The sequence below is a fragment of the Nonlabens sp. YIK11 genome (assembly GCF_001413925.1).
Classification (GTDB): Bacteria; Bacteroidota; Bacteroidia; order Flavobacteriales; family Flavobacteriaceae; genus Nonlabens.
This window is the reverse complement of record NZ_LBMJ01000001.1, coordinates 1,150,936-1,170,641: the sequence shown is the minus strand read 5'-3', so window position 1 is coordinate 1,170,641 and position 19,706 is coordinate 1,150,936. Positions and strand designations below refer to the sequence as shown.

The window sequence follows — 19,706 nt, the reverse complement described above, 5'->3', positions numbered from 1 at the left end:
CAGCGATTGAATTCCTCTATTTATTGGTCTTCAAATCTGAAAATATCCATTTCAGCGGGCAAGCTAATGCCTTCATAGATAAAGTCAAAGAGGCACTTTGACGCCCAAGGCGCGATCAGTGATGCTCGACTTCCCATACCATTAAAAACGTACAGGTTTTTGAACTCTTTGTGCGATCCCAGGAATGGCCTTCTATCGGTTGTGGTAGGTCGTATACCGCTTTTGTGGTCTATGATTTCATAGGGCAGTTCTAAAAAGGTTTCCAGTTTTGAAATCAAAAAATCCTTTGCCTTTTGGGATGGTTGTACAGATTCATATTCACGATCGTATGTAGCACCAACCCAAAACAAGTCGTCACGATAGGGCATCAAGAAAACTGAGGATTTGACAATCTGTTGCAATTGTAGACCTGGACAACGTATAATGAGAATTTCTCCCTTATTGCCCTGTAACGGCAATTTATGAAACCATGGATTGTGCGGCAGTTGGTTTCCTTCGGCAAAAATCACTGCTTTGGCGGTAATATCTTTGTAAGTAACTAGATCGTCTGATATGAAAAGCTTGTCATAATCAAAACCTTCCTCAAAGAATTCGTTTCTTGAAGTGAAGAAGTCCATGGAACTCTTCATGTAACTTAATGTGTCTAGCCATCCGGTATGCCGTACAATACCATAACCATTGTCGGCTTTAATTCCGTCAATTGCATCGTCTGTAGGCTCCGTTAGCATCAAATTGTCCAGATCTTCCCTAACAGACTTTCTCGTCCACGTGGCGCGCTCTTTTGAGTCGTGGAAACGACGCCATACGGGTAGAAGTTCTATGACTGAGGTTTCCAGATATTTCCCGACCTCTTTGTAAAAAGGAAACATGAAGTCCAGCTGTTCTTGAGCCTTCCAGATAGGACTGAATCTTTTAAGAACTACTGGATTAAAAACACCAGCAGCGACATGGCTAGAAGACTTGATGCCGTCTGCATACCACTGCACCGATTTACCTTGCAAAAACCACTGCCATGCCAGCGTAGTTCCAGAAATACCACCACCAACTATAATCACGTCTTTCATAGGGTTCAAAAGTACTCACAATAGCGCATAAAAAAAGCCTTGCAATGCAAGGCTATGTTTTAAAAGATAGTGTTTTAGTAGTTCCACATATCCAGTTCAAAGTTCCTGATTGTTTCTTTAAGTCGATCTGACTCTAGCAACTGCATCATGGAATTGTTGGTGATGTAGCTTTCTATCTCGCGATCACCTTGAACGTTGTCGATCTTATAAATCGTTGCATTGAAATGTCTTGAATTCAACAAATGGTCAAATGTCAATGGCCTCGCGGAATTCTTCTCGTTAAACACTTTGGCCTCATGTAGAATATCTCTCATGTCCGGATAGAATACCCAAAACAACTCAATACCTTGAGGGTCGTCCAAAAAGTTTACATCTGGAGTTACCGGTGCCAACGCGATCATTCTATATTTCATTTCTGCCTGGCGACTGTCAAAATACCATACACCACGTATATGATATTGGGAAACCATGTTAGCATTGATAGTCGTTGTAGTGATAAATTCTGCAGGAACGCTTCCAGTTTCATTGTAACGCTGGATACCAACGTCTGAAGTATCTACACGCTTCAAACTGCTTCCTAAATCGTCAAACTTACGTTCTGTATTACCATAGGAGTCTGCATAAAGTTTCACTTTACCTTCTGCTGCAGCTTTGGTAATCACATGAAATAACGATCGACGTTCACTACCTACAAAGTTGGTATCTACTGGATAATACAATGGAAAGTTCACCTTTTCATCAAGATCTATCTTCTCCCAAACATTACGTTCCCAAAGGATATCACGGTCTCCAACGAAACCATAAGGCAAAGGCTTATCGTTATCATTGATTACTTGCTCGAGTGTTTTCTCACCTATCTCGTCAAATGATTTTGCATTCAGAATATTATTCTGAGCCTGAACCATTCCAACTGCGAGGAAGATCGTAAAAAGGGCTACTAATTTATTCATCATAGAATTATTGTTAATCTGTCAATTCAACAGATACTGGTGTCGTTGCTTTAGTACGTACTCCAGGAACGGTCGTTTTGATCTGTGCGATCTGTACGATGGATCCTTGAGGTGCACGTTGTAAGGCTGCCTTTGCGGCGTCATTCAACTTATTTCCAGACACTTTGATACCTGGCTGTCCTTGAACTTTAAATATAAATTCTGTCACCTGTGGCGTTAAGTCAAAATCAAAGTCTAAGAACGCTGCAGATACCGTTGATATTGCAAGATTGGCTCTGTTTTTACGTACTCCATCAAACTCTCCACTGATCAATCCCGTAGGATTAGGAAGATCTTTGATACGGAATGACTTACTGTCTGTCGCTGTTGATCCATCAGGAAGCTTTGCACTCACATTGATGTTGACACTAGCTCCACCAGCTGGTTTCATCAAATAACTAGATCCACCACGACTGCTCAAACCTGGAGCACTTGCAGATACTTTGCTAGGATCTACTCCTGCAAAAGAAATCGTCATTGGATTATCTACACCACGGTAAACAACGTTCATTTTATCTGCACTGATCGTAGCAGAGTTAGGTTTACCAATAACAGAGTATTTCTGATTGATAGGAATCGTTACCGTTTCACCGTTTTCGACAAATTGCATCTCACCAGTGATTTCTTTATCACCTACAGCACCTGCGCCGAAGTTAAGCATCACACGTCCATTCTGGATTTGACTTGCTGGAACTTCAGATCCATTGATGATCACTTTTGTCGGCTTCATGTTATCATCGTAACGACCCAATACTACCTCACCGGTTACAGTCTCACCATTAAAGAATGCTCCTTTTTCCAAACTCACTATAGATCTATAGTTATTCATGGAAGCGATCTCGATCAATTCACCTTGCAACAATTGACCTAATACATCTGCCTCGGCATTTTTGATGTCGTTTTGCATTTGTGTGATCTTTGCCTTTGAGGCAATTAATGGATAACCTTCAAAGTGATAGTTCAAGTAATTGATCTTCTCACTGTCTGGATTACTACGCTCTGATGGTACATCGCTGGTGTCAAACTTATTGTTGATTTCCTCTTTCAAGGCGTCATATCCAGCATCTGGAAGTGCTGCGATCATACCGGTACGGTAATCATTCATTTGTTGAATGAAAACCTTTCCATCTTCAGACAGTCCATCACCTTGGAAAAACTTTGTATCTAAAAAGTCTGTTTTATCCTGTGATTGATAATCTCCTTGATTTTCTGGATCAATGGAAGCCATCATTTCTGCCTTAAGCTCTGACAGATAATTGTCAAAATCTTCACTTATCTGCGTCACTTTTGCTGCAGATTCTGCTGCCTCTTGATATTGTTTGGGTTGTTCTTTTGCTTTTGCTGCTAACGCCTCAAAAGATGCTTCATTACGCACCTCTAGAGTCTCGTTATTATCAGCAACGCTTTCTTCCATAAGACCAAAAGCCGTCAAGACTTCCTTACTCATGTTCAATGCCAGCATCGCGATAAAAACCAGGTACATTAGGTTAATCATCTTCTGCCTTGGGCCTTGTCCTCCTGCCATAATTATTTAATTAGTAATGGTTTTTGATTTGTTTGTTGTTACTAATTATCCTTTCATGGCTCCTAGCATGTTACCATAAACGCCATTAAGGCTGCTCAGGTTATTTGCTAATCCTTCCATTTGATCTTTAAGGCGTCCAGCGTTTTGAGCTACTTGCTCATTCACTTCGGCCTGGCGTGCGGTACTTTCTACCTGTACTTTGTAAAGGCTGTTCAATGATTCCATTTGAGCTGCGGCAAGAGCCATCTCTTCAGAATATTTTTTAGTTGAAGACATTGCTTCAGCAGTTGGTGCGATTCCTTTGGCCGCACCTTCAAAACTTCTAATGCTTGTTCCTAGACTTTCCATCAATGCGGCATCTACTTTGGCATCCTTAAGCATGGCATCCAATTTCTTGGATAACATTCCTGACGCTTCTTCTTCCTCGATGACGGTTGTTTTTTTCGCTTTCGCGGAAGCGGGACCACCAGCAAGCTCTGGGTAAACGATCGACCAGTCAAGGTCTTCTTCTACTGGCTCAAAGGCAGCAATGGCAAAAATGATTGCTTCTGTAATCAATCCAATTGCAAGCAATGTACCACCGGAAAGTACAGCAAATCCTAAATCAAGTTCCCAGTGCAAAATTTTGAAAAGTGCGCCTAGAATTACGATAGAGGCTCCTAGACCGTAAGCCATGTTAAATAATTTCTTTGTTGTTTTAGATTGTGCCATTGATAGGGACCTTTAATTATTGATAGTTATTGTTTGGGTAAGTTTAATTTGTTGCTGCGTTCAAGGTAACATCAGTACCTACATAAGATTGAACGGTTCTAAAGCCGATGTAACTTCTTGCAGAGTCTTGGTATTCATAATCTCTTGTACCAACTTCCAGGAAGTAGGACACATCTTTCCAAGAGCCACCACGCACACCTTTACGGCGGTTGTTTTCATCATTCACGACTGGACTCATGGAGCTCATGTACTCATACGCGCCTGGCTCGTAGGATGAGTTCACCCATTCTGAAACGTTACCAGACATGTTGTATAAATTGTAATCGTTAGGCTCGTACGCATCTGCCTCTACCGTATATAGGGCTTGATCTGCTGCGTAATCTCCTCGTAAAGGTTTAAAGTTTGCCAAGAAACAACCGCGATCGTTTTTAGCATAAGGTCCACCCCAAGGAAACGTTGCACCTTCTAGACCGCCACGAGCCGCATATTCCCATTCTGCCTCAGTAGGTAGTCTGTAAGGGAAAACGTCGTCGCGTCCTTTTTGCTTTCTACGGTAACCATTGTGATATAAAGTTCTCCATTGTGCGAAAGCTTTTGCCTGCATCCAGTTGACACCTACCACAGGATAGTCGCTATATGCTTCATGATAGAAATAATCGTTGTGCATAGGCTCGTTATAACTGTAGTTGAAATCACGAATCCATACGGTAGTGTCTGGATAAATCTTGGTGGTGTAAGTCTTGATGAACTCCTTTCTACTCAAACCAGGATTTTTGACTGCTTTTTGAATATCCTTTACAGAGTATCTAAAAATGAGTTTTTCCACATCGATAGATCGCTTACCGTTGTAAGCTTCTTCAAAAGGAATGTACATGGAATCGTAAGCCTCTGCATAATATTCGTCTGGAATATCTTCTGTATCCCAGATAAGATCTTCATCCCAATTTAACTGACGGCCTTCATAACCTGTTTCACCTAAACCTATGTAGTTATCTTCTACGTATTGTTCCCAAACTGAAGGATTTTGATTACTAGCATCCTTAAATGCAAAGTCTCCAGTTCCACCACTTCCTGGCGTCAAACCTTCATCGTCTGCAAGTATGGCAAGTCTCATTCTTAGGGTAGAGTCACGCACCCATTCTGTAAACTGTCTGTATTCTGAGTTAGTAATCTCAGTCTCATCCATATAGAAGGATGGAACTGTAACTGTTTTGGCTGGAGCATTGAGTGTTGCAGCGATATCATCATCTGCTTTACCCATGATAAAAGATCCACCAGGAACCAGAGTCATACCATACGGTTTTTCTGGATGCCATTTCTTACCCTTTACACCTACCAGTTGACCGCGATCGCCTTTACCACAACTGGCAAGAAATGCGACAACCGCCACGAGCATTAGTAATTTTTTCATAAGTATGTTACCTCTTTGGTTTAAGATTTAAGCTGGTAAACCTATCTAAAAGATTTGAATTCGCCAACTAATTCCTTTTGATTATTGATTAAAAAAACTCTTGAACAATTGATTATATCTCGTTTTTTTGACGTGCTTTTAACCACCGTTCTGGCAAAATTTGATCGGTAGCTTGAAGATAATCCTTCTTGTCACACGGTAATAACGTGTATTGTTTTAGTTTATTATTGATGGCCGAATTAAAGGGTAATTCAATCCACCAGCGCTCTGTTTTAACAGATTTGTAAAAGTTAAGTACCTGATCTTCAATAGGAACCTGATATTTCAAAAATCCCGACGAAACGTTAATCGGATACTCACCATGCCTAAAATTATAGCCCTCAAGGAAGTACCAGATGATCTGTGAAACAGCACTTTCCAACACTGGAAAATCACCACTGGGAATCTCAAAAATTCCGAATGCTTTTAATCGATCGCTAATTCCAGAATATCTCGATAAACTGCACATTTGAGCCGATTGAAATCCATTTGGGTGCCCTTTATCATATAAAAGATCATTTGCTTGAACGCTTAAAAGATCAATTCCCAGCAAATCACAGTCTCTTATTACAGGTTCTGCGATGGTCATATCTCCTTGAAGTTCTCCTAATCTTATGGCATCAAAAAATAGGCGGTCCAGCAGATCAATTTCTTCTTGAGAATTGAAATAGGTTTGATAACCCAGATTGCTGTAATTGAAAAGATTATAAGGTTCTGTCGCCACCATTTTACCTATATAGCTATGACTATCGATGGGCATCTCAATATTCCCTAGGTCAAAACGATGGTCAACATTAACCACGTTGATCATGGCTTTAATATCATCAAACGCCCTGTACATGGGATACATCAAATCCTGACTACCACCTAGAATGATGGGTAATATTTCCTCCTTAAGAAAATAGGCGGTCAATTCCCTTACCACATAATAGGTATCCTCAACACTCTCGCCGGCCTGGATATCGCCTAGGTCTGCGATGGTGCTGTGCCAGTTTCCCGGGAACAGTTCGTACAGTTTGCGACGTACACCATCCAGATTTCCCATGGGTAGCAACGCATTTTGATCTCTGCGGTTTTCCAAAACTGAAATCAGGACAATGTCCACCTTACCCAAATCAGGAAGACCATCCTGCTTTGTATGTAGCAGGATGGTCTTACCTAGTGTACGTTCTTCTTGAATCCTAGCGTGTGCCACCGTGGCATCATCAATAGGCTGGAGATATTCTAGACTCATGAAGCTTATTTCTTTTTCGCTTTCGCGGAAGCGGTCTTCTTCTTAGCTGGTGCTTTTTTCTTAGTGGCGGCCTTCTTCTTGGCTGGCGCCTTTTTCTTGGGAGCTTTTTTAGCGATCATCTCTTTAGCTTCCTCCAAAGTGATTTTCAAAGGATCGATGGTTTTAGCAAGTTCCACTTTTGTTTTACCCTTGATGACATTGTGTCGACCCCAACGCGCTTTTTCAATCCTGATGCCTTCTTCTTCCCAGTCAACGATAAGCTTGTCTTTCTCTTTCTGGATTTTATCCTTGATCAAGGTCTCGATATCATCGTTGGTCAGGTTATCAAAATCGTATTTCTTGTTGACAGAGATGAACATTCCTGCCCATTTGATGTACGGACCAAAACGACCTACACCTTTAGTAACCGGTTGCTCGTCATACATATATATAGGAGCATCTGCCTTTTCTTTTGCAGCAATAAGTTCTGCAGCACGCTCAAAAGTCAGTGACATGGGATCATCGCCATCTTCCAAGGACACGAAGGTCTTCTCGTTGAATTTCACGTAAGGACCAAATCGACCTTGGTTCACCTCAACTGGATGGCCATTGTATTCGCCTAGAGTTCTAGGCAACTTGAACAAGTCCATCACTTCTTCCAAAGTAATGGTGTTCAAAGATTGTGATGGTAACAAACTGGCAAATTGAGGTTTTTCCTCATCTTCTACAGAACCAATTTGAGCCATCGCCCCAAATCTTCCTAAACGAACCGATATAGGTTTACCTGTTTTAGGATCTGTTCCCAGCACTCGCTCGCCTACTTCACGTTCTGCATTTTCTGCAACATCTGTAACCGTTGGGTGGAATTTTTTATAGAAATGGTCCATCATATCGGTCCATTCCTCTTTTCCTTCGGCGATGTTATCAAAGGACTCTTCTACCTTTGCCGTAAAGTTATAATCGAGAATATTCTCAAAATGCTCTACTAGGAAATCGTTTACCACTCGGCCTACATCGGTTGGTATTAGTTTTCCCTTATTACTACCGGTAGTTTCAGAAAGTTCTTTTTCTACCACTTTGGAATCTTTCAAAACTAGCTGAACGTAAGCACGTTCCTCTCCAGTACTTTGTCCTTTTTCTACATACTTACGGTTTTGAATCGTAGTAATGGTAGGTGCATAAGTTGATGGACGACCTATACCCAGTTCTTCCAATTTCTTCACTAGAGACGCTTCACTGTAACGATAAGGTGGTCTTGAAAAACGCTCTGTTGCAGTAATCTTTTTATTGGTAAGTTGTTGTCCTTTCTTCAATGGCGGCAACAATCCTTCTTGTTCCAGATCTTCATCATCTGTACTTTCCAGATACACCTTCAAGAAACCTTCAAATTTGACGATTTCACCACTGGCAGTGAAGTTCTTATCGTGCTTGTCTGCGGCAATAGTAACATTCGTGCGCTCTAACTGGGCATCACTCATTTGTGATGCGATGGCGCGTTTCCAGATCAATTCATACAATCTGGTCTGATCACGATCTGCTCCAGAAGAATGCAAAGCAAAGTCAGTAGGTCGTATGGCCTCGTGAGCTTCTTGAGCTCCTTTTGACTTTCCTTTATAATTGCGCTCTTTATGAAAATCCTTACCGTAGGCTTTTAAGATCTCATCTTTTGCACCACTTTTTGCCTCGCTGCTCAAGTTGACACTATCCGTTCTCATATAAGTAATTAGACCGGCTTCATATAATCTTTGCGCCAGCTGCATGGTACGACTCACGTTAAAAGACAGCTTTCTGGAAGCTTCCTGTTGTAAGGTTGAAGTTGTAAATGGTGGTGCAGGAGATTTTTTGGCTGGTTTTTTAACCAGATCTGATACGTGAAATTTGGCTCCTTTATTTAAATCCAAGAAATCTTCTGCTTCCTTGCGGCTGGATAGGTTTGAAGGTAGTTTGGCTTTAAGGGTTTTCTTATCGTCTGTGGCAAAATCTGCATCCACACGATAAAAATTGTCGCCTTGAAAATCTAATATTTCCTGCTCACGCTCAACAATCAATCGCACAGCTACAGATTGTACACGACCAGCACTGGCGCCTCCTTTTACCTTTCTCCATAATATAGGTGAGATCTCGTAGCCAACAATTCTGTCCAGCACTCGTCTCGCCTGCTGCGCATTGACCAGGTCGTAGTCGATGCTGCGTGGATTGTCAATGGCCTTTTGAACGGCACTTTTTGTAATTGCATTAAAAACAATACGCTTGGTTTTGTCCTTTTTCAAATCCAGCTGCTCTGCTAGGTGCCATGCGATGGCTTCTCCTTCACGGTCCTCATCACTCGCGAGCCATACCATATCAGATTCGGCTGCCATTTTCTTGAGCTTCTTGACCAGATCCTTCTTGTCACTGCTCACGATGTACTTAGGCTCAAAGCCTTTATCCACCGCAACGCCCAGTTCCTTTGCCGGCAAGTCTGCGATATGTCCAAAACTAGAGGCTACCTTATAGTCTTTCCCTAGAAATTTCTCGATCGTTTTTGCCTTTGCGGGCGACTCTACAATTACCAGATTCTTTGCCATTCAGCTGTGTGATTTAGGCTGCAAAGGTATATCATATTTTTATTTAAAATATAAATCGTTGTTAAACAGCAGTTTACAAATCCATTTTTGATGATAAAGGTTTCATTTGCTGCTGTTTATATATTAAGGACAGAAAAGTTACAGCGTTTGAAGCAGCATGATCTTGTGCTAATCCCATGAGAAAGTGGACGAGCCTTAAAGATGGATGGAATTTCGCTTTCGCGAAAGCGAACTCATCATCAGCCTCAAGTTTGATACTGTCAACTTGTCACAATTCATTCAAAAAACTATCTTTGCAAACTCGATTAGAGAAGCATGCAGATGGAAAAAATTATAGAAGAAGAAAAACAAGGAACGGCGCTGGAAGTTGCACCGTTGCAACAAAACAAACGTAAATTATTCATTGAAAGCTACGGCTGCCAGATGAATTTTGCCGATAGCGAAGTTGTTGCGTCCATCCTTGCCACGCAAGGATTCAACACCACTCAAAAACTGGAAGAAGCAGACCTGGTTCTAGTCAACACTTGCTCGATTAGAGACAAGGCGGAACAGACCGTGCGCAAGCGTCTGGAAAAATATAATGCGGTGAAGGAGAAGTTCAATCCGCAAATGAAAGTTGGTGTTTTGGGCTGCATGGCCGAGCGATTGAAGGAGAAATTCCTCGAAGAAGAAAAAATTGTTGACATGGTCGTAGGACCTGATGCCTACAAAGACCTACCCAACCTGATAGCAGAAATTGACGAAGGCCGCGATGCCGTAAACGTGCTCTTGTCTCGTGATGAAACTTATGGCGATGTGGCACCAGTGCGTTTACACTCTAATGGAGTGACGGCTTTTGTCTCCATCACACGTGGTTGCGATAATATGTGTACTTTTTGTGTGGTACCTTTTACTCGCGGTCGCGAGCGGAGTCGTGATCCTTATAGTATTTTAGAAGAGGTAAATGATCTAGCAGCTAAAGGTTTTAAGGAAATCACTTTACTGGGTCAAAACGTTGACTCTTATCTATGGTATGGTGGCGGCCTCAAAAAGGACTTTAAGAAAGCCAGTAAAATGGCCAAGGCTACTGCTGTAGATTTTGCTCAATTGCTACATAAAGTGGCTAATGCGCAACCGCAGATGAGAATACGATTCTCTACCAGCAATCCTCAAGACATTAGTGATGATGTATTGCACGCGATGGCTGCCCACAGAAATATTTGTGACTACATCCATTTACCGGTGCAATCTGGTAGTGATCGCATTCTTAAGGCGATGAATCGTCTGCACACCAGGCAGGAATACATGGATTTAATTGATCGTGTTAAAGCGATTATTCCAGGAGTATCCATATCTCAAGATATGATCGCAGGTTTCCCAACAGAAACTGAAGAAGACCATCAAGACACATTGAGCTTGATGCGATATGTGAAGTATGATTTTGGATTCATGTTTGCCTATTCTGAAAGACCTGGTACACTAGCGGCACGCAAAATGGAAGATGATGTTCCAGATGATGTAAAACATCGCAGACTTGTTGAAATCATAGACCTGCAGCAGGAACATAGTGCCATGCGCACCGCACAAAACCTCAACACCATAGTCGAAGTTCTTATTGAAAAAGAGTCCAAAAAATCTGCTGATCAATGGGCTGGAAAAACTTCTCACAATGTAGTGGCAGTTTTCCCAAAAGAGAATTATAAAGTAGGTGACATGGTTATGGTACGTGTAGATGATTGCACTGGCGCAACGCTTATAGGAGAAGCTATAGGCTACAGTGATATGGAAGGACCTGTTAGAATTCAAGCTTAACTTATGGAAACAGTAACATCTGTCAAACAGCGTTTTGAACTTATAGGGAACGATCCAACCTTTAATCGTGCCATTGAAAAAGCATTACAGGTAGCACCAACTGATATTTCTGTATTAGTGACTGGAGAAAGTGGTGTTGGAAAAGAAAGTATACCACGCATCATCCACTCACAATCCTTTAGAAAGCACGCCAAATATATTGCTGTAAACTGTGGTGCGATACCAGAAGGAACCATCGATTCAGAACTATTTGGTCATGAGAAAGGTGCTTTTACAGGTGCCACGCAAACCCGAAGCGGTTATTTTGAAGTAGCCGATGGCGGTACCATATTCCTAGATGAAGTTGGTGAATTACCACTGCCTACACAGGTACGTTTATTACGTGTGCTTGAAAATGGTGAATTCCTAAAAGTAGGGTCTTCCCAAACCCAAAAAACAGATGTGCGCATCGTTGCGGCGACTAATGTCAACATGTTTACGGCTATTGAGAAAGGGAAGTTTAGAGAAGATCTTTATTATCGTTTGAGTACCGTAGAGATTGAGTTGCCACCATTACGCCAGCGAAAAGATGATATTCACTTGTTGTTCCGCAAGTTTGCATCTGACTTTGCCGGGAAATATAAAATGCCAACCCTACGATTGGATGATAACGCGATATCGCTACTCAAAAACTATAGATGGAGCGGTAACATTAGACAGCTGCGCAATATTGCAGAACAAATAAGTGTCTTAGAAAAGGACCGCAACATCACAGGAGCTACCTTAAAAAACTACCTTCCAGATGCTGGTAGCAATTTACCGGCAGTCATTGGCGAGAAGAAAAAAAGCGATAGCGAATTTGCTAATGAGCGTGAGATACTTTACAAGGTGTTGTTCGACATGAAGAACGATTTGAATGACCTCAAAAAATTGACCAATGAGTTGATGAATAGCGGCAGCAGCGTTGATGTTAAGGAAAAACAACAAGGATTGATCAATCGTATCTATGGCAGCAGTGAGAGCAACAGCAATACTGACGATTATGAAGACGTTATCGATCAAGCCTATGAAGTAAGTCAGGAAGATGCTTATGATAGAAATGTCGTACAGCCTTCTACAAACGATGTAGATCCTGTGGTAGATCGATATGACTTTGCTACGGAAGTTGAAGAAGAAGAATCACTCTCCTTAGTAGAGAAAGAAATTGAATTGATTAAAAAATCGCTGGAGCGCCATGAAGGCAAAAGAAAGGCTGCGGCTGATGATTTAGGTATTTCAGAACGAACTTTGTACCGAAAAATAAAGCAATATGACCTTTAAGATAATAAGAATAAGTATTGCTTTACTGCTAGCTATAAGTCTTCAATCATGCGGCTTTTATAGGCTCAATGCGGTATCCATTCCTGATAATATCAAGACGTTTCAAGTGGATTATTTTGGATATACGGCCGTGCAAACTGAGGTTGGTATCGAGCGCACCTTTACCCTAGCCTTACAAGATCTTATTCAAGATCAGAGTAGTTTGACCTTGGTAACTTCTAATGGCGACTATATCTATCAAGGTGAGATCACTCGATACTACATTTCTCCTATCACTGCAACAGCAAACAACCGTGCTTCGCAAAACAGATTGACGATTGACATTAATGTGAGGTTTATCAATACCAAAAATGACGAGGAGAGTTTTGAAAAGCCCTATAGTTTCTACTATGACTATGATGCCAATACGATTTTGCAAAACGCAGCTCTAGACACCGCGCTTGAGGTCATCTTCACACAAATTACCCAAGACATTTTCAACGATACGCTTGCCAAATGGTAAATACAGATAGATTACATCACGTTCTATCAAACCCGGGCGAGGTACATGCAGACGATCTACCCATTCTGGAAACCGTAATTAAAGAGTATCCTTATTTTCAAGCACCGCGTAGTGTGTATCTTAAAGCTTTACATAACGCACAAAGCCCCAGCTACAACAAAGAATTACAAGTTACTGCGGCGCACACGGCAGATAGAGCGGTACTGTTTGATTTTATTACCTCAGATGTCTTCCTGCAAAATAGAATAAGCGAGCAAATAAAAGCCCAACAAGAACAGCTGGAAAATATTGAGGTAGTTGCAGAGGAAATTCAAATTAGAACCAACGACCTCAATGCAGATACTGATTTCCAAAAGGTTACAGATGTAGATCTTTTTGAGAAAAAACAGCCTGAAACTACCGTTGATAAAGAAGTACTTGAATTCAAGAAAGATGAAAAGTACAGCTTCAATCAATGGCTTCAACTCACCAGCTTAAAACCTATCGATAGGTCCAATGATTTGGAGCCACCTACTACTCCACCAGCACCACCTATTGAAATCGACGAGGAGAAATTGGAAAAAATGCGACGTATTGATGAGTTTCTCAAAGCAAAACCGCGTATCACACCTCGCAAATCAGGAATAGCCGAATTACCGCAAGCCTACAGCACTGATGGAGAGAAACAACTCATGACAGAAACGCTGGCCAAGGTGTATCTAGCCCAAAAAAACTATGAGAAGGCTATAAAATCTTACGAGATCTTGATATTGCAGCATCCAGAAAAAAGTGGTTTCTTTGCAGACCGAATTCGGGAAATCAAGAACTTACAAAGTAATACTTAAATGACTTCATTTTATATTTTCTTAGGCCTCATCATATTTGTCGCCTTTCTATTGGTTGTAGTAATCATGGTACAGAATCCTAAAGGTGGCGGCTTGTCCTCTAGCTTTGGTGGTGGCGGTACCCAGCAATTGGGTGGTGTTAAGAAAACAGGTGACTTCTTGGATAAGAGCACTTGGGTTCTTTCAACCTTACTATTGGTATTCATACTTGCGGCAAGTACGTTCTTGATCAGAGAAAATGCGGCTGGCAACAGACAGATCGCAGAGCCTGTTCAAGTAGAAACTCCAGATTTGAACACAACAACTTCTGAAACTCCTGCAAGCACACCTGCAGACGATGCGACAGAAACGGATCAATAAGTTCCAACAACATATCAAACTGACAAAATATCCAGCCATCGCGCTGGATATTTCTTTTATATGATGTTTTGTCAGCAATAGTCTTGTGGCATATTTATGGAACACTACACAATCACTAAATAATTTTAAACATTTTTAAAAAATGGCACTAAATATTCAACCATTATCAGATAGAGTTCTTATTGAACCTACCGCAGCAGAACAAAAAACCGCATCTGGCCTCTACATCCCAGACACGGCAAAAGAAAAACCTCAACAGGGAACCGTCGTGGCCGTAGGTAAGGGAAAGAAAGATCACGAGATGACCGTAAAGGTTGGTGATACTGTCTTGTATGGAAAGTACAGCGGTACAGAATTGAAGCTGGAAGGCACCGATTATCTCATCATGAGAGAGGACGATATTCTTGCAATCGTGTAGGACATTTAGTTCGCTTTCGCGAAAGCGAAACAACAACAATCATAATCTATAACAACAAAATGAAGGATTGTCTCTAGACAGTCATTCCGTAAAACAATAAGAAATGGCAAAAGATATAAAATTTGACATCGAGGCAAGAGACGGCATCAAACGTGGCGTCGATGCACTTGCAAATGCAGTAAAAGTAACTTTGGGACCTAAGGGTCGTAATGTGATTATTGGTAAATCATTCGGTGCACCAGTGGTGACAAAGGATGGTGTGAGCGTAGCCAAAGAAATCGAGCTAGAGAATGAGCTGGAGAACATGGGCGCACAAATGGTGAAAGAAGTAGCCAGCAAAACTAATGATCTAGCGGGTGACGGTACAACTACCGCAACCGTTCTTGCACAAGCCATCGTGAAAGAAGGTTTGAAAAACGTAGCCGCTGGTGCAAATCCAATGGATCTTAAAAGAGGAATCGACCAAGCGGTTGAGGCCATCGTAAAAGACCTTGAAAAGCAAGCTAAAAAAGTGGGTGACTCTAGCGAGATGATCAAGCAAGTAGCGAGCATTTCTGCCAACAATGACGAGATGATAGGCGACTTGATCGCTAAGGCATTTGGTAAAGTTGGTAAAGAAGGTGTCATCACGGTTGAAGAAGCTAAGGGAACAGAAACTTATGTGGACGTTGTAGAAGGTATGCAGTTTGACCGCGGTTACCTTTCTCCTTACTTTGTGACCAACAGTGAGAAAATGACTACCGAGTTAGAGAATCCATACATCTTGTTATTTGACAAGAAGATCTCTACCATGAAAGATTTGATGCCGGTTTTAGAACCAGTAGCACAATCAGGAAAACCTCTTCTTATCATTGCAGAAGATGTAGATGGTGAGGCACTTGCTACACTAGTAGTGAATAAATTACGTGGTGCATTGAAGATTGCAGCTGTAAAAGCTCCAGGTTTTGGAGACCGTAGAAAAGCTATGTTGGAAGACATCGCGATATTAACTGGTGGTACCGTAATTTCTGAAGAAAGAGGATTTACCCTTGAGAATGCAACCATCGATATGTTGGGTACTGCTGAGAAAGTAGATATCAACAAAGACAACACTACTATCGTTAACGGTGCAGGTTCCAATAAGGACATCAAGGACCGTGTAGGTCAGATCAAATCTCAAATCGAGAACACCACATCTGATTATGACAAAGAAAAGCTTCAAGAGCGTCTAGCTAAACTTGCTGGTGGTGTTGCCGTGCTTTATGTAGGTGCTGCTAGTGAAGTTGAGATGAAAGAAAAAAAAGACCGTGTAGATGATGCACTTCACGCTACTCGCGCAGCGGTAGAAGAAGGTATTGTTGCTGGTGGTGGAGTTGCACTTGTCAGAGCAAAATCAGTACTTGAAAAACTAAAAGCGGTGAATTTTGATCAGGAGACTGGAATTTCCATTGTTGCAAGAGCGATTGAAAGCCCACTACGTACCATCGTAGAAAATGCTGGTGGTGAAGGAAGTGTCGTCATTTCAAAAATCTTAGAATCTAAAGGAAACTATGGTTATGATGCTAAAAACGATAAGTATGTTGATATGCTTAAAGAAGGTATCATCGATCCTAAAAAAGTAACTCGCGTTGCATTAGAGAATGCAGCATCAGTTTCTGGTATGATCCTAACGACAGAATGCGCCTTGATCGAGATCAAGGAAGATAGCGCAGGCGGCGGTATGCCTGGTGGTATGCCAGGCGGCATGGGCGGTATGATGTAAGATCGTAACGCATAACTATTAAGAAAGCCATCTCATTTGAGATGGCTTTTTTGTTTTCAAATAGTAAAGCAATTAGTCCATAAAACTAGAAATCATTAACCCATTGGAAGTCACGCTCAATTATGGAATCCTTCTTGTCCTTTATAAATTCAAGATAAGCTTGCGCCACAGGCGATAACTTTTTTGCGGACAACCATACCAGGTTCTAATTGGTGTGCAGTGGCAATCCTTTTACTGTCCGCTTTAATGTACAAAGGATAAAAAATATGACCATCGTTCACAGGCCTCACTTGGGTCGCAGAAATTAATGTCATTGCCCTCTACATTTTATCTTAAGACCAATAGATTCATCTTTTAGTCGTGGATCCTAGTAAAGACGATTCGGTGTTTAGGTATGACGCCATTACTAATTGGCGCAAGATGACAAATGAGTACGCTAATCGAATGAAAAAGGAAGTGTTGGTTCCTGTTTAAGTTTGTTGAAACAACACTTTTCTTTACGGGATAAGAATTAAAAAGGATTCTCAAGAAGAACCACCTCGTGCAGGTGGTTTTTATGTTTTAGAAAAGTTAGTTGGAGTTCGCTTTCGCGAAAGCGAAAAAAGACCACTTTTAACAGATATACTTAACACCTAGTTAAGATAATTTTAGCACTTGCTTAATATCTTTAAAGCTTAATCTAAAATTGAGTAAATGAAATCATTAAAACTAGTGATGATTCTCTTAATGACAGCAACTTTTATGGCAAGTTGTGGATCAAAGAAAGGATCATCAAAATCGGGAGCTGAAGCAGCTGCCAGCAAAAAATCTGACAAAAAAGGTGGCATGCAACCTTATGCAAAGGTGATTACTAAGGATGCCAAAAGTGATCCTGGATTATTCACCGTCCACATGGTTGACGATAAATATTACTACGAGATTCCTGACAGCCTCTTGGACCGTGAAATGCTGATGGTCACTCGTATTGCTAAAACTGCTGCTGGTATTGGTTTCGGTGGTGGAAAAGCAAATACACAAACGCTTAGATGGCAACGCAAGAATGACAACATTCTTTTGAGAGTGGTCTCTCATTCCATTGTTGCAGCAGATTCTTTACCGGTAAGTATCCCTGTAGAGAACTCTAATTTTGAACCAATACTTTACTCATTCCCTATCGCAGCAGTAAAGAAGGACAGCGTTAACAACAATGCGGTAATTGATGTGACTAAATTCTTTAGTGAAGACGTGAAATCTATTGGTTTCCCTCAATCGCAACGCAGCCGTTATAAAGTCTCTAGACTTGATGATGATCGTTCTTACATTGACACCTTAAAATCATTCCCAGAAAACATAGAGAGCCGTCACGTTAAGACGTATCTAGCTAGTGATGCACCATCTAATGATGATGTACAGTCGATTACCCTTGAGATGAGCAACTCGATGATTCTACTTCCTAAAGAGCCTATGAAGCGTCGTTACTACGACCAGCGTGTGGGTTGGTTTGCTAGAGGTCAACAAGATTATGGTCTTGATGCCCAAGAAACTAAAACGGTACGTTATTTAGATCGTTGGAGACTTGAGGTAAAAGATGAAGACATGGAAGCCTTTAAAAGAGGTGAACTTGTAGAACCTAAAAAACAGATTGTCTATTATATCGACCCAGCGACTCCACAACAATGGAGAAAATATATTAAACAAGGTATCAACGACTGGCAGGTAGCATTTGAAGCTGCTGGTTTTAAAGAAGCTATCGTTGCTGCAGATGCACCAACTAAAGAAGAAGATCCAGACTGGAGTCCAGAAGATGTACGTTATTCTACCGTTAGATATTTAGCATCTCCTATTCCTAATGCAAATGGACCTCACGTATCTGACCCTAGAAGTGGTGAGATATTGGAATCTGACATCAACTGGTATCACAACGTGATGACGTTGCTACGCAACTGGTTCTTTGTTCAAACTGCTGCGATCAACGAGAAGGCACAAGCCACTCAATTTGATGAAGAAGTTATGGGTCGTTTGATACGATTCGTGAGTTCTCATGAGGTTGGACACACTTTAGGTCTTCCACACAACATGGGAAGTTCTGTAGCATATGCCGTTGAAGATTTAAGAGATCCAGAATTTACTGCAAAATACAGCACGGCACCAAGTATCATGGACTACGCTCGATTTAATTATGTAGCGCAACCAGAAGATGGTGATGTAGCATTGATGCCTAACATAGGACCTTATGACAAGTATGCCATCATGTGGGGTTACAAGCCTATTCCTGGTAAAACAGCAGAAGAGGAAAAAGAAATCCTTGATGAATGGATTATGGAGAAAGCTGGTGACCCTATGTACCGTTTCGGCCGTCAGCAGTTTGGAGTCATTGACTACACTAGCCAGACAGAAGATCTAGGTGATGACAGCATGAAAGCAAGTTTATACGGTATCAAAAACTTGCAGCGTATCGTACCTAACTTGATCGAATGGACAGGTAAAGAAGGTGAAAATTATGATGACCTTGAGACCATGTATGGACAAGTATTAGGTCAGTACAATAGATATCTAGGACACGTAGCTGCAAATATTGGTGGTGTTAAGGAGACTTACAAAGCCTATGGCCAAGAAGGCGCTGTTTATGAGCATGCACCACGTGACAAACAAGAGCGTGCCATGGAATTTTTACAAGAGCAGGTTTTTGAAACTCCAGAATGGTTAATTGATCAGGAAATTTTCAATAAAGTTGAAAGTGATGGTGGTATTGAAAGATTGCGTGGCGTTCAAGTAAGAGCTCTTAACGACGTTCTTGATTTTGGACGTATGGCTCGCTTGATGGAAAACGAAGAAGTAAATGGTCGTGAGGCTTACGGTTTACTGGAAATGATGACAGATCTACGTCAAGGGATCTTCAGTGAGCTACCTCGTGGTAGAGCGATTGACCGTTACAGAAGAAACTTGCAACGTGCCTATGTAGAGCGCATGCAGTACATCATGGAGAATGAGCAGGATGCTCGTGGTCGTTTTGGCGGGTCAAGCATTGACGTGGCTCAAAGTGATATAAGACCTATCGTACGTGCAGAGTTGGAAACTCTTTTAAGAGATTCCCGTAGAGCTGCAAACTCAACTGGAGATCGTCTTTCTAGAATTCACCTACGTGACCTAGCAGAGCGTATCGATCTTATACTTAATCCAGTGTAAGTAACGATTGTTTTAATATTCAGAACTGCCTCTTTTTCAAGAGGCAGTTTTTTTATGCCTGATTGGTGGAGAATTCTTAACTATGCA

The 19,706-nt window shown here is 41.4% G+C and carries 15 protein-coding genes; 8 read left to right on the top strand and 7 right to left on the bottom strand.

Translation table 11 applies throughout. The features are described from left to right. Positions 1-20 precede the first annotated feature (20 nt). From AAU57_RS05275 to topA, 7 genes are all read right to left on the bottom strand, one after another. Positions 21-1,064 carry an NAD(P)/FAD-dependent oxidoreductase gene (locus AAU57_RS05275; RefSeq protein WP_055411922.1) on the bottom strand — a complete coding sequence of 348 codons (1,044 nt, stop codon included), beginning with the start codon at positions 1,062-1,064 and terminating at the stop codon, positions 21-23. A gap of 74 nt (positions 1,065-1,138) precedes the next feature. Further along, positions 1,139-2,017, bottom strand: coding sequence for a gliding motility protein GldN (gene gldN, locus AAU57_RS05270; RefSeq protein ID WP_055411921.1), 879 nt, complete (start codon positions 2,015-2,017; stop codon positions 1,139-1,141). 10 nt (positions 2,018-2,027) lie between these two features. Further along, positions 2,028-3,578 carry a gliding motility protein GldM gene (gene gldM / locus AAU57_RS05265; RefSeq protein ID WP_055411920.1) on the bottom strand — a complete coding sequence of 517 codons (1,551 nt, stop codon included), beginning with the start codon at positions 3,576-3,578 and terminating at the stop codon, positions 2,028-2,030. 45 nt (positions 3,579-3,623) lie between these two features. Then, the gene (gene gldL / locus AAU57_RS05260) at positions 3,624-4,289 is read right to left on the bottom strand and encodes a gliding motility protein GldL (RefSeq protein WP_055411919.1); all 666 of its coding nucleotides are present in this window, start codon (positions 4,287-4,289) and stop codon (positions 3,624-3,626) included. 43 nt (positions 4,290-4,332) lie between these two features. Then, positions 4,333-5,700 (bottom strand): gliding motility lipoprotein GldK, encoded by a 1,368-nt coding sequence (gene gldK / locus AAU57_RS05255; protein WP_055411918.1) that lies wholly within the window; start codon positions 5,698-5,700, stop codon positions 4,333-4,335. A gap of 112 nt (positions 5,701-5,812) precedes the next feature. Next, positions 5,813-6,973, bottom strand: a complete 1,161-nt coding sequence (locus AAU57_RS05250; protein ID WP_055411917.1) for a formimidoylglutamase — start codon at positions 6,971-6,973, stop codon at positions 5,813-5,815. Between the two features lie 5 nt (positions 6,974-6,978). Beyond that, a complete protein-coding gene (gene topA / locus AAU57_RS05245; RefSeq protein WP_055411916.1) occupies positions 6,979-9,519 on the bottom strand; it encodes a type I DNA topoisomerase in 2,541 nt (846 codons plus the stop codon). 321 nt (positions 9,520-9,840) lie between these two features. Here topA and miaB point away from each other — a divergent pair, with 321 nt between their 5' ends. The 8 genes from miaB to AAU57_RS05205 all read left to right on the top strand — a co-directional run bounded on the left by miaB (position 9,841) and on the right by AAU57_RS05205 (position 19,619). Then, positions 9,841-11,310, top strand: coding sequence for a tRNA (N6-isopentenyl adenosine(37)-C2)-methylthiotransferase MiaB (gene miaB, locus AAU57_RS05240; RefSeq protein ID WP_055413679.1), 1,470 nt, complete (start codon positions 9,841-9,843; stop codon positions 11,308-11,310). A 3-nt stretch (positions 11,311-11,313) separates the two neighbouring features. Next, entirely contained in the window at positions 11,314-12,609 is a 1,296-nt protein-coding gene (locus AAU57_RS05235; RefSeq protein ID WP_055411915.1) for a sigma-54 interaction domain-containing protein, read from the top strand. Then, the gene (gene lptE, locus AAU57_RS05230) at positions 12,599-13,111 is read left to right on the top strand and encodes an LPS assembly lipoprotein LptE (RefSeq protein WP_055411914.1); all 513 of its coding nucleotides are present in this window, start codon (positions 12,599-12,601) and stop codon (positions 13,109-13,111) included. The genes AAU57_RS05235 and lptE overlap by 11 nt, the downstream gene beginning before the upstream one ends. After that, positions 13,105-13,935 (top strand): hypothetical protein, encoded by an 831-nt coding sequence (locus tag AAU57_RS05225; protein ID WP_055411913.1) that lies wholly within the window; start codon positions 13,105-13,107, stop codon positions 13,933-13,935. Before lptE ends, AAU57_RS05225 begins: the two co-directional genes overlap by 7 nt. Further along, complete coding sequence (gene secG / locus AAU57_RS05220; RefSeq protein WP_055411912.1) at positions 13,936-14,295, top strand: preprotein translocase subunit SecG; 360 nt, start codon at positions 13,936-13,938, stop codon at positions 14,293-14,295. Positions 14,296-14,437: 142 nt separating this feature from the next. Continuing rightward, positions 14,438-14,713 carry a co-chaperone GroES gene (groES, locus tag AAU57_RS05215; RefSeq protein ID WP_055411911.1) on the top strand — a complete coding sequence of 92 codons (276 nt, stop codon included), beginning with the start codon at positions 14,438-14,440 and terminating at the stop codon, positions 14,711-14,713. A gap of 103 nt (positions 14,714-14,816) precedes the next feature. Then, positions 14,817-16,454: a chaperonin GroEL gene (gene groL, locus AAU57_RS05210; protein WP_055411910.1), complete on the top strand. Its 1,638-nt coding sequence runs from the start codon at positions 14,817-14,819 to the stop codon at positions 16,452-16,454. 693 nt (positions 16,455-17,147) lie between these two features. Beyond that, positions 17,148-19,619, top strand: coding sequence for a zinc-dependent metalloprotease (locus AAU57_RS05205; RefSeq protein ID WP_055411909.1), 2,472 nt, complete (start codon positions 17,148-17,150; stop codon positions 19,617-19,619). The last annotated feature ends 87 nt before the right edge of the window (positions 19,620-19,706 follow it).

What these genes read in the sequence shown, in the direction of transcription:
- miaB (WP_055413679.1), top strand. Translation starts at nt 9,841, where the DNA reads ATGGAAAAAATTATAGAAGAAGAAAAACAAGGAACGGCGCTGGAAGTT.
- secG (WP_055411912.1), top strand. Translation starts at nt 13,936, where the DNA reads ATGACTTCATTTTATATTTTCTTAGGCCTCATCATATTTGTCGCCTTT.
- gldM (WP_055411920.1), bottom strand. Translation starts at nt 3,578, where the DNA reads ATGGCAGGAGGACAAGGCCCAAGGCAGAAGATGATTAACCTAATGTAC.
- gldN (WP_055411921.1), bottom strand. Translation starts at nt 2,017, where the DNA reads ATGATGAATAAATTAGTAGCCCTTTTTACGATCTTCCTCGCAGTTGGA.
- groES (WP_055411911.1), top strand. Translation starts at nt 14,438, where the DNA reads ATGGCACTAAATATTCAACCATTATCAGATAGAGTTCTTATTGAACCT.
- topA (WP_055411916.1), bottom strand. Translation starts at nt 9,519, where the DNA reads ATGGCAAAGAATCTGGTAATTGTAGAGTCGCCCGCAAAGGCAAAAACG.
- AAU57_RS05235 (WP_055411915.1), top strand. Translation starts at nt 11,314, where the DNA reads ATGGAAACAGTAACATCTGTCAAACAGCGTTTTGAACTTATAGGGAAC.
- lptE (WP_055411914.1), top strand. Translation starts at nt 12,599, where the DNA reads ATGACCTTTAAGATAATAAGAATAAGTATTGCTTTACTGCTAGCTATA.
- gldL (WP_055411919.1), bottom strand. Translation starts at nt 4,289, where the DNA reads ATGGCACAATCTAAAACAACAAAGAAATTATTTAACATGGCTTACGGT.
- groL (WP_055411910.1), top strand. Translation starts at nt 14,817, where the DNA reads ATGGCAAAAGATATAAAATTTGACATCGAGGCAAGAGACGGCATCAAA.
- AAU57_RS05275 (WP_055411922.1), bottom strand. Translation starts at nt 1,064, where the DNA reads ATGAAAGACGTGATTATAGTTGGTGGTGGTATTTCTGGAACTACGCTG.
- AAU57_RS05205 (WP_055411909.1), top strand. Translation starts at nt 17,148, where the DNA reads ATGAAATCATTAAAACTAGTGATGATTCTCTTAATGACAGCAACTTTT.
- AAU57_RS05250 (WP_055411917.1), bottom strand. Translation starts at nt 6,973, where the DNA reads ATGAGTCTAGAATATCTCCAGCCTATTGATGATGCCACGGTGGCACAC.
- gldK (WP_055411918.1), bottom strand. Translation starts at nt 5,700, where the DNA reads ATGAAAAAATTACTAATGCTCGTGGCGGTTGTCGCATTTCTTGCCAGT.
- AAU57_RS05225 (WP_055411913.1), top strand. Translation starts at nt 13,105, where the DNA reads ATGGTAAATACAGATAGATTACATCACGTTCTATCAAACCCGGGCGAG.